Source organism: Amycolatopsis sp. (assembly GCF_025464955.1).
Classification (GTDB): Bacteria; Actinomycetota; Actinomycetes; order Mycobacteriales; family Pseudonocardiaceae; genus Amycolatopsis.
In genome coordinates, this window is sequence record NZ_JAODNM010000059.1 from 17,950 (window position 1) to 31,528 (window position 13,579).

The following is a 13,579-nucleotide window of genomic DNA, read 5'->3' on the forward strand; positions in this document are numbered from 1 at the left end:
GGAGCCGCTACAGGAAGTACTTGCCCTCCCCGCGGTAGGTCGGGACGGTGCCGATCACCTGCGTGCCCCGCACCAGGTGCAGTTCGTCGACGCGTTCGCACAGCTCGCCCGCCTTGGCGTGACGGAACCAGACCCGGTCGCCGATGCCCAGCCGCGCGGCGGCCGCGCCGCTGACCGGGGTCTGCACCTCCCCCGCGGCTTCGGTCGCCGACATGCTCAGGCCGGTCGGCCAGGCGATCTTCGGCAGCCTGTCCCGCCCGGGCGGTCCGGACGCGACCCAGCCGCCGCCCAGGACGGTCACGATCTCCGGCGCCGGGCGCCGTACCACCGACAGGACGAAGAACGCGGCCGGATAGTGCCGAAACCCGCGGTAGTAGTCGAAAAGCCCGGGCGCGTAGAGACCCGAACCGGCGGTCAGTTCGGTAACGGCTTCCTCGGCGGCGGTCGACTCCAGGCTGCCCGTTCCGCCGCCGTTGACGAACTCGAGTGGCGCCAAGGCCCGGACTGCTTCGACCACCGCTCCGCGGCGCTCGGCGAGTTCGTCCGTCGAAGCCCGTTGCATGGCCCGAAGGGCAGCGCGTTTCATGGGCATACCGGGATAGTTGTCGCCGAGTCCCGCGATCTGACCCTCGTAAGCCATGAGCCCGACGAGCGTGAACCCCTTGCGCGACAGCACCGCCCGCGCCAGTCTGACGGCCTGCGCGGGCGAGCGGACCGGCGATCGGCGTGGGCCGAGATGCACTTTGCCGCCGGCCAGTTCGAGAGCGGCGTCGAGATCGATGCACACGCGGATCGGCGGATGCCCGGTGTCCAGTGACGCTTCGACGAAGTCGAGGTGCTCGGTCGAGTCGATCATCAGGGTCACCCGGGAAGCCAGCCGCTCGTCGGCGGCGAGCAGGCGCAACGACGTCGCGTCGGCCGTCGGATACCCGATGACGACGTCGTCGTGATCCTCGGCGAGCCAGAGCGCCTCCGCCAAGGTGAACGCCAGAATCCCCTGGAAGCTCGCTCGTCCGAGCGCCCGGTCGATCAGCACCCGCGAGCGCACCGACTTGCTCGCCAACCGGATCGGTTTCGCACCGGCGCGCCGCATGAGGTCACCCGCGTTGACGTCGAACGCGTCGAGGTCGACCACCGCGAACGGCGGTTCCAGCCGCGCTGTCGCCTCTTGCAGCGCTTCGTACCGCAACGCGCCGGCCTGGGTGATCACCGCGGGTTGCACGTCCAAAGCCGTCATCGCGCTCCTCCCTCGTATGCGAGTTCGGCGCGGCGCTTGTGCCCCTTACGCACGACACGCGGAATCGCCCAGTGCATGAGTACCGGGAACACCCCCGCCACCCGCTGGAATCGGCCTGCCCAGCGGGGAAAGACCACCTCGACCGGCTTCTTGGCGATCGCGTCGACGACCTGTTCCGCGATCTCCTCGGGTGAATGGGACTTCTCGGCGAACGCGATCACCGAACTGGGGTCGGCCATCTCCTGCGCGAGCATCGGCGTGCGCGTCGACGGCGGGTGGATGATGCTGAAGGTCACCGGCCCGTCGCGCTCTTCGATCGCCACGCTGTGGTGGAACGCGCGCATCCCGTGTTTGGTGGCGCCGTACGTCGAGTAGCCCGTCAGTGGCAGGAACGACGTCATGCTGCAGACGTTGACGATGTGTCCCCGGCCCTGCGCCGACATCAGCGGCAACGCGGTGAGCACCCCGGTGATCGTGCCGAGCAGGTTGACCTCGACGATGTCGCGGTGTTGGGCGAGCGAGAGGTCACGGGCGTTCCCGGTGTGGATGATCCCGGCGTTGTTGACCAGGACGTCCAGCGAGCCGAAACGCTCCACTGTGGACGCCAAGGCGGCGTCCCAGCTGTCGGCGTCGCGGACGTCGAGTACCACCGACTCGACGTCATTCTTGAATTCAGCCGCGAGTTCGGCCGCGAGTTCGGCCGCGGCGGGACCGTTGACGTCCGCGATCATCACCCGGTAGCCGCGCCGCGCGGCGATCCTCGCGACGGCCGCGCCGATCCCGCTGGCGGCCCCGGTGACGAACACGGCTTGCCCGGTCAAGACGACCGCTCCGAAGATGTGCGCATGGCTGTTCCTCTTTCCGTGGTGGGAATTTCCGGCAAGCGGAAGGTTTCGATCCGGCCGCCGCGCACGGTGGCTGACAGTTCTGGGTCCAAAGTGGACACGGTCGCGACGAACAGCGTGTGCCCGTCGGCACCCCCGAGAACGCAGCCCAGTGTGTGCTGGCTCGTCACGACCCGTTCCAGCACTTCCGCGCCGGGCCCCATGCGCAGGCACTCACCGCCCAGGGAGTTGGCCACCCACACCGTGCCGTCCGGTGACGCGGCGAGGTCGTCCGGCGCGATCAGTGCCGGCTTCCGGGACAGGGCGGTGACGCGGGGATGCTCCAGCAGCGCGGCAATCCGGCGCACGACTGTCCCTTTGAGACCGGGTGCGGTCAACGCCCGCCACAGCCACGGCGGGATGAGCGACGCCCACGTCCGCCGGTCGACGAGCAGCCCTTCGGGGGACACGGTGAACGCGGTCAGCCGGAACGCCAGCGTCTCCGCGACGAGCAGCGTCCTTCCCCCGTCGAGAAACGTGCAGCCGTTGGGAAACACGACCGGATCACTGAGCCCGGCGAGACTGCCATCCGCCGCCAGACAGGCGATCGGGGTCGGTGCCGGGCCGGGCGGGCGGAAGAGCTGCGCGTGCGGATGGTCGCGAGTTCGTTCCTCGTAGTCGAAACCGTAGTTCCCGACGTACGCCCGGCCCTGCTCGTCGGTGATCATGTCGTTGAGCGCGCCGCCGGCGACCGCGGACAGGTCGGTATGGACGCTCAGCGAACCGTCCGGTTCCTGGCGGTAGACGCACTGGTCCCGCGCCGAGACGACGAGCAACCGGCCGTCCGGCAGCCAGCCCAGTCCCCCGGCGCCGGGCACGTCGGCGACCTTCGCCGCCGCTCCGGACCCGTCCCAGCGGTGCACGGTGCCGGCCGCGATATCGGAGAACCACAGCGCGTCTTCATGCCACCGCAAGGCTTGCGGGATGCCGATACCATTGAGGACAGTGCTGGTCACAGCGGTCACAGGCGTCACAGTGGTCATGGGAGCGGGTACACCTCGATCCGGCCGCCGTTGATCCCCGCGGCCCGCACGGGGTCGTCGTCGGGCACTGTCGCCGCGTAAAGCTTGTCGCCGACGGCGAGGCAGCTCAGGGTGTGCTGGGTCGTCGGAACGCGGTCGAGGACCTCGCCGCCGCGGGCGACCCGGACGCATTCCCCGCGGAGGGCATTGGCGACCCAGATCGTGCCGTCCGCGCCGAGGGCGATGCCGTCGGGCGCGATGGGCGTGCTCGACCGCTCGGCGATCGCGGGCCGGTCGAGCACGGTCGACGCCGTGCGCGTCACCTTCCCGAGCAGGCCCGGGTTGGTGAGCGCCTGCCACATCCGCGGCCCGATCAGCGGCGCCCACGGAGTCGGATCCGCCAGCAGCCCGTCGGCGCCGACCGTGAACGCGGTCAGCCGCAGGCCCAGGGTCTCGGCGACGACAAAGGTGTCGCCGATGAGGACCGCGCCGTTCGGGAACAGCAGCGGTTCGGTGAGGCCGAGCAGCGCGCCGTCCGGATCGAAGCAGGCCAGCGGCGCGCCGGTGGGTCCTGGTGGCGCGTAGAGCAGGGAATTCGGGTGCCGGCGGACGAACGCGTGGTAGTCGAAACCGAAGTTGCCGACGTAGGCGCGACCGAGGTCGTCGACGAGCATGTCGTTGACCGGGCCGCCGGCGATCGACCGCAGATCCGCGTGTTCGACAAGCGAGCCGTCGGGTTCCTGCCGGTAGACGCACCGGTCGTCCATCGACACCACGAGCATCCGGCCGTCGGGAAGCCAGCCGAGCCCGCCCGCGCGGCCCGGTACGGAGACCACGGTCTCCGCTTCGCCCTCCCCGGCCCAGCGATGCACGGTGCCGTGGGCGAGATCGCAGAACCACAGCGCGTTCTCGTGCCAGCGCAGTGATTCAGGCACGCCGAAGCCGTCCAGGACGGTGCCGGTTCGCGTGGTCATCGGGATCTCCTCGGATCGGTGGGATGAACCGAGGATGACAACCCGGAGACCGTTAAGTCAATAGTTTTGACACTTGACTTGTACACGTGACCAACTCATGCTGGACGACATCCCGTCCGCCCGCAGCAGGGAGTTCCCATGGCCGTCCGGATCAGCAACGCACCTGTCACCGGCGCGCGACCCGGCGCCGTCGCGGTCGACAACCCGGCCACCGGCGCCCCGATCACCGAGGTCGCCTCGACCAGCCCACCGCAGGTCAAAGCCACTGTCGCCGCCGCACGCAAGGCCCAGCCCCGGTGGCAGGCGCTGGGCTTCCGACGTCGACGCGCCCTGTTCCGCGCGAGCCAGCAGTGGCTGCTGGACAACCGGGCGCGGGTGCTCGACTCGATCGTCGCCGAGAACGGCAAAGCCCGCGAAGAAGCCGTCATCGAGCTCGTGTACTGCGTGAACGCGTTCTCGTTCTGGTCGAGGCGCGCGGCCGGCTACCTCGCCGGCAAGCGGATCCGCTCGGTCTCGCCGTTCGTCCTCGGCCGCGCGATGCGCACCCGCCGCGCGCCGATCGGCGTGGTCGGGGTCATCGGCCCCTGGAACAACCCGCTGACCAACTCCTTCGGCGACGCCATCCCCGCGCTCGCCGCGGGCAACACCGTCGTGCTGAAGCCGTCCGAACAGACCCCGCTCACGGCGTTGCTGATGCTGGAAATGGCCCGTGACTGCGGCTATCCCGACAATGTCTTCCAGGTCGTCCCCGGTGCCGGCGAGACCGGCGAAGCGCTCATCGACGAAGTCGACTTCGTGATGTTCACCGGCTCCACGCGCACCGGCCGCCGGGTCGCCGCCCGCGCCGCGGAACGGCTGATCCCCAGCTCCCTCGAGCTCGGTGGCAAGGACGCACTGCTCGTACTGGCCGACGCGCCCCTCGAGCGCGCGGTGAACGTGGCCGTGCACGGCGCGCTGTTCAACGGCGGCCAGACCTGCACGTCCGTCGAGCGCGTGTACGTCGAAGCCCCGATCTACGACCGTTTCGTCGCCGCGGTAGGCCTTCGGATCGACGAGATCCGGTCCGGCGCTCCGCGGGGGCTTGGCAGTGTCGACGTCGGCGCGATGACATTCCCGCCGCAGCTCGACACCATCGACGACCACGTCCGCGACGCGATCGACCGCGGCGCCCGGGTACTCGCCGGCGGCAACCGCGGCGCCGGCCCGGGCCGGTTCTACGAACCGACCGTGCTCGTCGACGTCGACCACACGATGAAGTGCATGCGCGAGGAGACTTTCGGGCCGACGCTGCCGATCATGAAGGTCCGCGACGCCGAAGAGGCCATCCGGCTCATCAACGACAGTGAATACGGTCTGCAGGCCTCGATCGTCACGCGGGACAGCCGCCGAGGCGCCAAGATCGCGGCACGGCTCGAAGCCGGCGCGGTGACCGTCAACGACACGCAGTCGAACTATTTCGCGCTGGGACTGCCGATGGGCGGGTGGAAGAACTCCGGGCTAGGCGTCCGCCACGGCGCCGAGGGCATCCGGAAGTACACCAGGCTGCAGTCCATTTCGGTCAACGCGCACCCGATGCGCCGCGACCTGCACATGATGCCGTTCAGCCCCAAGTCCTACGACGCCATCCTGCGGCTCGTCTCGTTCCTTTACGGACGCGCACGCCGCCGCCCCTGAACGTCCACATTGGAGGATCTGCCATGACCGCCACACCCACCGAAGCACAGCGAGCCACCGTCGGGCCGACACCAGAAGGCGTCACCCTGCCGCTGCCCCAGACCGGCCTCAGCGTCGAGGACGAACGGACCGTCCGCAAACAGGAGCTCGCCGCCGCGTTCCGCGTGTTCGCCAAGTTCGGCTTCGCCGAAGGCGTCGCCGGGCACATCACCGCCCGCGACCCGGGGAACCCGGAGTGCTTCTGGGTCAACCCGTTCGGCATGGCCTTCGGCCAGATCAAGGTGTCCGACCTGATCCTCGTCGACCACGAAGGCGCCATCGTCGAAGGCCGCCGTCCGGTCAACCGCGCCGCCTTCGTCATCCACTCGCAGGTCCACCAGGCCCGCCCCGACGTGATCGCCGCCGCGCACACGCATTCCCTCAACGGCAAGGCGTTCTCCACCCTCGGCATCAAGCTCGATCCGATCACCCAGGACTCGTGCGCCTTCTTCGAGAACCACGGCCTGTACTCCGACTACCTCGGCGTGGTCAACGACTTCGAGGAAGGCCGCCGGATCGGGGTCGCGCTCGGCGAGCACCAGGCCGTCATCCTGCAGAACCACGGCCTGCTCACGGTCGGGCGCTCGGTGGCGGAAGCCGCCTGGTACTTCCTCACCATGGAACGGTCCTGCCAGGCCCAGCTGCTCGCAATGGCGGCGGGCACGCCAAAACTGATCGACGGGGAGACCGCGCGGGCCGTGCGCGCCCAGATCACCGGCCCCATCCCGGGATGGTTCCAGTTCCGGCCGCTGTGGGACCAGATCACCCGCGACCAACCCGATCTCTTCGACTGACCGGGCGCGGGCGACCTCGTGGACGCGTCGGAAACCCTGTCAGCCGAATACGTCATCGTCGAACCCACCGAACCGGTTTCCCGAGGGTGGACGAGCCGGTTCACCCTGGTGTGGTTCGGGTTCTGGATGGCGCAGCTGCTGCCGATCCAGCTCCTGCTGCCCACCACGCTCGACCGGCTCGACCCGGTCCACAAGGTCACCGACTTCGGCGTCCTCAATGGAGTGTCCGCGCTCGTCGCGCTGATCACCCTGCCGGTGTGCGGCGCGCTGTGCGACCGCACGCGGACCCGGTTCGGCCGCCGTCGCTTGTGGACGGCCGGCGGGCTCGCGCTCAGCGCGTCCGGCCTGGCCGTCACCGGGCTGCAGACGACACCGACCGGGGTGTGCCTGGCCTGGCTGCTCGTGGTGGTCGGCGTCAGCGCCGCGACCGCCGGGCTGACCGCGGCCGTCGCGGACCAGGTGCCCGACCGGCAACGCGGGATGATCTCCGGGGCCATCTATGCCCCGCAGGCCCTCGGAGTGGTCGTCGGCGTCGCCGTCGTAAGCGCGGTGACCCTGTCCGACCCGGTCGTCTACGCGCTGCTCGCGGTCGTAGTCCTGGTCTGCTCGATCCCGTTTGTCCTTCGTTACCGCGACAACGCGTTCACCCACGGGCCGCCGGTCACCCTCAGGTCGATACTGGCCGGGATCTGGATCAGCCCGCGGGCGAACCCGGACTTCGCCTGGGCGCTGGCCAGCCGGATCCTGGTCAACCTCGGCAACGGGTTCGGTACCTGTTATCTGCTCTACTTCCTCACCGACGAGGTCAAGGTCGCCGACCCGGACCGCGACCTGCTGATCCTCACGGTGATCTACCTGGTCGGGATGGTCGTCACCACGATCTGCGGCGGGTGGCTGTCCGACCGGTTGGCGCGGCGGCGGATCTTCGTCGCGGCGGCGTCCGTCTTCCAGGCCGTTTCGGGGATACTGCTCGCTTTCTTCCCCACCTTCGGCATGGCCATGGTCGGCGCCGCGCTACTCGGTGCGGGCTATGGCGTCTACATGTCTGTCGACCAGGCGCTGGTGACCCACGTGCTGCCCGACGCGCGCTCGCGGGCGAAGGACCTCGGCATCATGAACGTGGGATCCGTGGTGCCGCAAGGACTTGCCCCGCTGCTCGCCAGCGTGGTGATCACCTCGCTCGGCGGCTACCAGACACTGTTCCTCGCCACCGCGGTCACCACCGGACTCGGCGCCGTGCTGATCTACCGCGTGCGATCCGTACGGTGAAACCGCTGCGCCAGAGGAGGTTTTTCAGCCGACCGGCCGGGAATGCTCGGTGAGGTAGTCGCCCAGCAGGTCCAGCACCGCGAGGCTGTCTTCGCTCTCGCGGTCCGCGAGCCAGCTGATGGTCACGCCGTCCAGTACCGCGTTGACATACCTGGCCAGGGTCGGAAGCGGGATGGTCCACTCGATCCCGGCGTCTTTCGCCATCAGCTCCAGGAACTCGGCGTTGGCTTCGAGGTACTGCACGTACTGCAACCGCGCGACGTCCTCCAGCCCGGGGTTGCGCAAGGCGTACTGCGTCAGCTCGTAGCCGACCAGGTTCTCCCCGGGATTGGCCTCCACCCCGCCCCAGAACGCGCGCAGGCTCGCCCGGATCATGTCGGGCAGGTCGCCCTCGCGCGTGAACACCCGGCGGGCGTCCGCGATGGTGCGCTCGGTGATGGTCGCCGTGACCCGCTTGAGCAGTTCCTCGCGCGAATCGAAGCAGTAGTGGAACACCCCGAGCGTCATCCCGGCTTCGGCCACTATGGCCCTGGTCGTCGCCTTCACGACCCCGTCGCGAGCCATGACCCGGATGGCCGCCTCGACCAGCTCGTCCCGCCGGTCGTTCAGCGCCATGCGAGGCATTTTTTCTCCGTTCCGGACTGGAATTCCCTGCCCTCAGCCTATCTCTTCGGACTAGCCTTGTCCGTACCGGCCGACCACGTCCACATAGGACATCCTGGAGGACAGTTCCCGTGCCCACTTTCGTCTTGATCCCCGGTGCCGCCGCCGACTCGTGGTACTGGCACCTGGTGACCGCCGAGCTGACCGCCCGCGGTCACGACGTCGTCGCGGTGGACCTGCCGTGCGAGGACGACGCGGCCGGGTTCCCCGAGTACGCCGACGCGGTGGTCGACGCCGTCGGCGACCGTCGCGACCTTGTCGTGGTCGCCCATTCGTTAGGCGGGTTCACCGCTCCCCTGGTGTGCGACCGGGTGCCGGTCGATCTGCTGGTGCTGGTGACCGCGATGATCCCGGCACCTGGAGAGGCACCCAGTGACTGGGCAACCAACACCGGGCACGCGCAGGCCAGGAGTGAACAGGACGCACGCGACGGCCGCGATCCGGACGACGACATCGCCCTGTTCCTCCACGACGTCGAACCCACGCTCGCGGCCGAGGCGATGTCGAGAAGCCTCGGCCAGTCCGGGACCCCGTTCGGCAAGCCCTGGCCGCTCGAGACCTGGCCGGCTGTGCCGACGAAGTTCCTGCTGTGCCGCGACGACCGGTTCTTCCCGGCCGAGTTCATGCGACGCGTGGTGCGGGAGCGCTTGGGCATCGTCCCCGACGAGATCGACGGCAGCCACAGCGTCACCCTCAGCCGTCCGCTCGAAGTCGCCGACCGCCTGGAGTCCTACCTGGTGTGACGCGCGCGTGCCGTCAGCGCCCCACCAGCCCCGCTTCCCTGGCCAGGGTCGTGGCGGACTCGCGGTCACTGACGCCGAGTTTCGTGAAGATCGACGACGAGTGGTTGCGGACCGTCTTCGGGGTCAGGTGCAGGCGCACGGCGATCGCCGCCACCGGCAGTCCGGTCGCCAGCATCGTCAGGATCTCCTGCTGCCGCACGGTCAGCTGCGGGAACGGGCCGGGACGCGCGCCCGGCGCCACCAGGACCTCGGTGATCCGGCGCGCGATGTCGCCGCCGAACACCGCTGAACCGGCCGCGACACTGCGGATCGCGCGGACCAGGTCCACCGGCGACGCCGGCTTGAGCAGGTATCCCCGCACGCCCGCCCGCAGCGCGCCGAACAGCACCTCGTCGTGGCCGTACTCGCTGAACACCAGCACCGCCGTGCCGGGTGACGAGCGCACGACCTCGCGGATCGCCGGCAGCCCGTCCGACCGGGGGTCGATCACGAGCACGTCGGGACGGCACCGCCGCACTTCACCGGCGACATCCCGCGCGGCGGGCACCTCCGCGAGCACGGTGACCCCGTCGACCCCGGCCAGTCTTTCGTCCCGGTGTGCGTACGACAGCACAACTGACACCGCCACGTCGCCCTCCCCTGCTTGCGCCCCTCGACACGACTACGGCAGGTTGGACTGATCTACTAACAGTTCACTAATGGCAGGAGCGGCGTGGAAACCTTCCGCGTGCTGGGCCCGCTCGAGGCGCTCTCGACGTCGGGTGCCGCGGTGCCGCTCGGCGGGCATCGGCAGCGGTCGGTGCTGAGCGTGTTGCTGGTCCACGGCGGGCACACGGTGTCGACCGAACGGCTGATCGCCCAGGTCTGGGGCACGGACCCGCCGCCGACCGTGACGACAGCGCTGCAGGTGCAGATCTCCGCGCTGCGTAAGTCGCTCGGCTCCCGGCTGGTCACCGCCGCGTCCGGCTACCGGCTCGACGTCGCGGACGACGACGTCGACGCGGCCCGGTTCGCACGGCTGATCGCCGAAGCACGACAGCACTTGACCACGCAGCCGGCCAAAGCCGCGGCCGGGCTGGCCGCTGCTTTGGCTTTGTGGCGCGGCGAACCGTACTCGGGTGTGCGGGCGGGTTCCGACGTCGAAGCGGTCAGACAGGCGCTCACCGAACTGCGGCTGTCTGCGTTGGAAGACCGCCTCGACGCCGAACTCGCGCTCGGGCGGCATCAGCGGCTGGTCGCCGAACTGGCCGGCCACGTCGTCGAACATCCGCTGCGGGAACGGTTCGTCAGGCTGCACATGCTCGCGCTGTACCGGTGCGGCCGCATCGCCGAGGCTCAGCGCAGCTACGAGGAGCTACGCCGGAAGTGCGCGACCGAGCTCGGGATGGAGCCCGGCGCCGACACCGTCGCGCTCGCCCGCGCCATCGACCGCCGCGATCCGACGCTCGACCCGCCGTCGACGATCCCGCTCCCACCGAGCCGGTTCATCGGCCGCCGCCGCGAACTGGACGAACTCGCCGCGCTGCTGCCGACGACCAGGCTGCTCACCGTGACCGGGCAGGGCGGGGTCGGCAAGACCCGGCTCACGCTGGAACTCGCCCGCGACGCCGTTCCCGAGTATCCCGACGGCGTCCACGTCGTCGAGTTGGCCGCGGAACCCACCGGCGGCGAGATCGACCTCCGCGTCGCCGCCGCGTTCTCCGTGCGCCCCGCGGACGACGAACCGGTGCTGGACACGCTCGCCGGCCACCTGCGGCGGTCGCGAGCCCTGATCGTCCTCGACAACTGCGAACACGTCGTCGAAAACTGCGCGAAACTCGCCGCCGACTTGCTGAGCCGGTGCACCGGACTGCGGATCCTCGCCACCAGCAGGGAGCCGCTCGGGGTGCCCGGCGAGCAGGTCTGGGCGCTGACCGGGCTCGGTGAGCCGGACGCGCTGCGGCTGCTGGACGAACGAGGACGCTCCGCGAGGTCCGGTTTCGCTCTCGAAGGCGACGACTTCGCGGTCGCGAGCCGGTTGTGCCGGAAGCTGGACGGCCTGCCGCTGGCGATCGAACTCGCCGCCGCGCAGCTGCGGACGTGGTCCCTGGACGTCGTCGCCGACCGGCTGGACCGGCGGCTCGACCTCGCTGACCACCGCGCCCGCACGACGTCCGAACGCCATCGCACGCTGCGGGCCACCATCGACTGGAGCTACCACCTGCTGTCCACGACCGAACAAACCGCGCTGCGCAAGCTCGCCGTGTTCGCCGACAGCTGTCTCGCCGACACCGCCGAGCAGATGCTCGAGATCCCGTCGGAAGTGCTCGACAGGCTGGCCGACCAGTCCCTGCTGAGCGCGGAACCCCATCCGGACGGCACGAGATACCGCATGCTGGAGCTGGTCTCCGAGTACGCCGGGGACCGGCTGGCTGAAGCCGGGGAGCAGACCGGCATGCGGCGGCGGCACGCGCTCTGGTGCGTCGAACTGGCGGAAACGGCGTCGCCGATCAGCTCCGGTTTCCACTCGAAGAACCGGCTTGCCACCGAACTGGCCGAGCTGCGCGCCGCCGTCACGTGGTGCCTGGACTCCGGCGAAGTGGTCCTCGCCATCCGGATCGTGGCGACGCTGTGGTGGTACTGGTGGCCGAACGGGCTTGCCGGGGTCACACACGCCTGGCTGAACCGGGCGCTGGAGGACGCAGTGACCGCGGCCGTCGAGATACCGGCCGCGCTGCGCGCGTCGGCGTTCCAGGCGGATTCGGTGCTCGCGCTGGCCGTCAACGACCGTGCGACTGCCCGCCTGCGCATCGAGCAGTCGCTGGACGCGCATCGAGCGCTCGGAGACCTGCCAGGTGTTGTAGGTGCGCTGACGGGGTTGTGCCACATCGCGCTCAAGGAACGGAACTTCGCCGAAGTGGTCGAGCGGGCTGCGGCATGCCGGACGGCGGCCGACGCGGCGGGCTCGTCCCTGCTGGCGGTGGGCGCGCTCAACCCGCTCGGCTCGGCGTTGGACGAGCTCGGCAGGCGAGACGAAGCAATCGCCGTGTTGGTCGAAGCGCGCCAAGGATTCGAGGCGGTCAACGAACGCGGAGGTGTGGCCGTCACGCTGAACAATCTCGCGATCGTGGCAAGGCTGTCCGGTGACCTGCCCGGCGCGCGAGCGCAGCTACTCGAAGCGCTGGCGCTGTATCGAGACCTCGACCTCGACCTCGGCCTGGTCGAAGTGATCGAAGGCCTCGCGAGCGTCGAAGTCGCGGACGGCAACCCGGAACAGGCGCTGCGGATGCTCACCGTTACCCGGCGCGAGCGACGACGTCTCGGCACTCCGTCCTTCGGTACGAACCGGAAGCGCGACCGAGAACAAGCCCGCGCCGACGCACAAGCCGCCCTCGGCGAGCGCGCCACCGCCATCGAGGATGCCGCGGAACGGCTCCCCCTCCACGCCCTCGCCGACGACCTGCTCTGAGTGCGCCCAGACTCGTGAACATTCCCGCAGGTTAGAACCGGACTAGGTACTCACGAGGGCACAGCAGAAGTCCCCGGTGTTCACGAATCGCCGGGGACTTCTGCTGCTTGCCGGCGAGCCGATCCTTGGTGTCCCGGACACCGACATTCGCCGACGCCACGGCGACCTCCACGCAGTTGTTCGAGCCACCGGACGACCGCGAAGACTTCCGCCACTGCGCGCTGTTGAACTCCGCGTCCATGTCTTACCTCTCCAGATCACCAATTGCCTTTTCCAGGAGCTTCATGCTCTCGCGCTGCGGCAACGCCGTTTCCGTCAACGTGACGAAGGCCAGACGGTAGGCGCTGACGTGAGCCTCCCCGTCCAGCAGGTCGGCGCGCGTCAGGTCCTCCGTGTAGGCCCAAGATTTTCGAACGCCGCCGACAACCAGGCCCAGCAGGGAGAACCCCGACCCCAATGCAGCATGTTGCCCCTTGGAGAACGGAAGTACCTGCAGAGTTACGTTGGGCAGCTTCCCCGCCTCGACAACGACTACACGCGCCGCTGGTGGGTCGAGACAGGGCAGATCCACGACTACCTCAAGGCCGACCTCGCCGATCCCGCCATCGAATGGCTGGTCCCCAGGTGCAGCGACGCGATGTATCCGGTGCGTCATCCGCGCATCGAGTTGACGCTCGAGATCCCCCGCACCTACGGGCAGCTCCTGTGTTGCCGCGGTTGCCAGGCAGCCAGCCGCCGGACGCGCGAAGTGGGCCGGGAGCCGTGGCGCGAGCCAGGCGGGCTCGTCGAGGACATCCACCGAGCGAACGAGCAAATCGAGCACGGCCACTGACCCCAGGCCGGCGCGTCGACTCCCCCGGACGTGCCGACCGGGTACCAACTTCGCCGAGCG

At 69.5% G+C, this 13,579-nt stretch carries 14 protein-coding genes; 6 read left to right on the forward strand and 8 right to left on the reverse strand.

The window, feature by feature from the left end; translation table 11 throughout:
* Positions 1-7: 7 nt before the first annotated feature.
* The 4 genes from JWQ81_RS13310 to JWQ81_RS13325 are packed head-to-tail and all read right to left on the reverse strand — an operon-like array spanning position 8 to position 4,057.
* Positions 8-1,237: an amino acid deaminase/aldolase gene (locus JWQ81_RS13310; protein ID WP_297541182.1), complete on the reverse strand. Its 1,230-nt coding sequence runs from the start codon at positions 1,235-1,237 to the stop codon at positions 8-10.
* On the reverse strand, positions 1,234-2,058 hold the full coding sequence (locus JWQ81_RS13315) for an SDR family NAD(P)-dependent oxidoreductase (protein WP_297541185.1): 825 nt from the start codon (positions 2,056-2,058) through the stop codon (positions 1,234-1,236). Before JWQ81_RS13315 ends, JWQ81_RS13310 begins: the two co-directional genes overlap by 4 nt.
* On the reverse strand, positions 2,055-3,104 hold the full coding sequence (locus tag JWQ81_RS13320) for an SMP-30/gluconolactonase/LRE family protein (protein WP_297541187.1): 1,050 nt from the start codon (positions 3,102-3,104) through the stop codon (positions 2,055-2,057). The genes JWQ81_RS13315 and JWQ81_RS13320 overlap by 4 nt, the downstream gene beginning before the upstream one ends.
* A complete protein-coding gene (locus tag JWQ81_RS13325) occupies positions 3,101-4,057 on the reverse strand; it encodes an SMP-30/gluconolactonase/LRE family protein (protein WP_297541189.1) in 957 nt (318 codons plus the stop codon). Before JWQ81_RS13325 ends, JWQ81_RS13320 begins: the two co-directional genes overlap by 4 nt.
* Positions 4,058-4,195: 138 nt before the next feature.
* Here JWQ81_RS13325 and JWQ81_RS13330 point away from each other — a divergent pair, with 138 nt between their 5' ends.
* The 3 genes from JWQ81_RS13330 to JWQ81_RS13340 are packed head-to-tail and all read left to right on the forward strand — an operon-like array spanning position 4,196 to position 7,833.
* Positions 4,196-5,731, forward strand: a complete 1,536-nt coding sequence (locus JWQ81_RS13330; RefSeq protein ID WP_297541191.1) for an aldehyde dehydrogenase family protein — start codon at positions 4,196-4,198, stop codon at positions 5,729-5,731.
* 23 nt (positions 5,732-5,754) lie between these two features.
* Entirely contained in the window at positions 5,755-6,564 is an 810-nt protein-coding gene (locus tag JWQ81_RS13335; protein WP_297541193.1) for a class II aldolase/adducin family protein, read from the forward strand.
* Positions 6,565-6,582: 18 nt separating this feature from the next.
* The gene (locus JWQ81_RS13340) at positions 6,583-7,833 is read left to right on the forward strand and encodes an MFS transporter (protein ID WP_297541196.1); all 1,251 of its coding nucleotides are present in this window, start codon (positions 6,583-6,585) and stop codon (positions 7,831-7,833) included.
* Between the two features lie 24 nt (positions 7,834-7,857).
* Here the strand turns inward: JWQ81_RS13340 and JWQ81_RS13345 are convergent, their stop codons facing one another.
* Positions 7,858-8,457 (reverse strand): TetR family transcriptional regulator, encoded by a 600-nt coding sequence (locus JWQ81_RS13345; RefSeq protein ID WP_297541198.1) that lies wholly within the window; start codon positions 8,455-8,457, stop codon positions 7,858-7,860.
* Positions 8,458-8,567: 110 nt separating this feature from the next.
* Here JWQ81_RS13345 and JWQ81_RS13350 point away from each other — a divergent pair, with 110 nt between their 5' ends.
* The gene (locus JWQ81_RS13350) at positions 8,568-9,239 is read left to right on the forward strand and encodes an alpha/beta hydrolase (RefSeq protein WP_297541199.1); all 672 of its coding nucleotides are present in this window, start codon (positions 8,568-8,570) and stop codon (positions 9,237-9,239) included.
* A gap of 13 nt (positions 9,240-9,252) precedes the next feature.
* Here JWQ81_RS13350 and JWQ81_RS13355 read toward each other — a convergent pair whose 3' ends face one another.
* Positions 9,253-9,867 (reverse strand): response regulator transcription factor, encoded by a 615-nt coding sequence (locus JWQ81_RS13355; RefSeq protein WP_297541202.1) that lies wholly within the window; start codon positions 9,865-9,867, stop codon positions 9,253-9,255.
* A gap of 84 nt (positions 9,868-9,951) precedes the next feature.
* Between JWQ81_RS13355 and JWQ81_RS13360 the strand changes: the two genes are divergently transcribed.
* Positions 9,952-12,687 (forward strand): BTAD domain-containing putative transcriptional regulator, encoded by a 2,736-nt coding sequence (locus tag JWQ81_RS13360; RefSeq protein WP_297541204.1) that lies wholly within the window; start codon positions 9,952-9,954, stop codon positions 12,685-12,687.
* Positions 12,688-12,718: 31 nt separating this feature from the next.
* Here JWQ81_RS13360 and JWQ81_RS13365 read toward each other — a convergent pair whose 3' ends face one another.
* Together JWQ81_RS13365 and JWQ81_RS13370 are read right to left on the reverse strand one after the other, a co-directional pair.
* Positions 12,719-12,928: a DUF397 domain-containing protein gene (locus tag JWQ81_RS13365; RefSeq protein WP_297541205.1), complete on the reverse strand. Its 210-nt coding sequence runs from the start codon at positions 12,926-12,928 to the stop codon at positions 12,719-12,721.
* Between the two features lie 3 nt (positions 12,929-12,931).
* Complete coding sequence (locus tag JWQ81_RS13370; RefSeq protein WP_297541233.1) at positions 12,932-13,258, reverse strand: Scr1 family TA system antitoxin-like transcriptional regulator; 327 nt, start codon at positions 13,256-13,258, stop codon at positions 12,932-12,934.
* Between JWQ81_RS13370 and JWQ81_RS13375 the strand changes: the two genes are divergently transcribed.
* Entirely contained in the window at positions 13,151-13,519 is a 369-nt protein-coding gene (locus JWQ81_RS13375; RefSeq protein WP_297541238.1) for a hypothetical protein, read from the forward strand. The genes JWQ81_RS13370 and JWQ81_RS13375 overlap by 108 nt on opposite strands.
* Positions 13,520-13,579: the final 60 nt, after the last annotated feature.

Excerpts from the sequence above, each read along its gene's own strand:
- JWQ81_RS13310 (WP_297541182.1), bottom strand. The coding sequence starts at position 1,237 with ATGACGGCTTTGGACGTGCAACCCGCGGTGATCACCCAGGCCGGCGCG.
- JWQ81_RS13320 (WP_297541187.1), bottom strand. The coding sequence starts at position 3,104 with ATGACCACTGTGACGCCTGTGACCGCTGTGACCAGCACTGTCCTCAAT.
- JWQ81_RS13325 (WP_297541189.1), bottom strand. The coding sequence starts at position 4,057 with ATGACCACGCGAACCGGCACCGTCCTGGACGGCTTCGGCGTGCCTGAA.
- JWQ81_RS13330 (WP_297541191.1), top strand. The coding sequence starts at position 4,196 with ATGGCCGTCCGGATCAGCAACGCACCTGTCACCGGCGCGCGACCCGGC.
- JWQ81_RS13335 (WP_297541193.1), top strand. The coding sequence starts at position 5,755 with ATGACCGCCACACCCACCGAAGCACAGCGAGCCACCGTCGGGCCGACA.
- JWQ81_RS13345 (WP_297541198.1), bottom strand. The coding sequence starts at position 8,457 with ATGCCTCGCATGGCGCTGAACGACCGGCGGGACGAGCTGGTCGAGGCG.
- JWQ81_RS13365 (WP_297541205.1), bottom strand. The coding sequence starts at position 12,928 with ATGGACGCGGAGTTCAACAGCGCGCAGTGGCGGAAGTCTTCGCGGTCG.
- JWQ81_RS13375 (WP_297541238.1), top strand. The coding sequence starts at position 13,151 with ATGTTGCCCCTTGGAGAACGGAAGTACCTGCAGAGTTACGTTGGGCAG.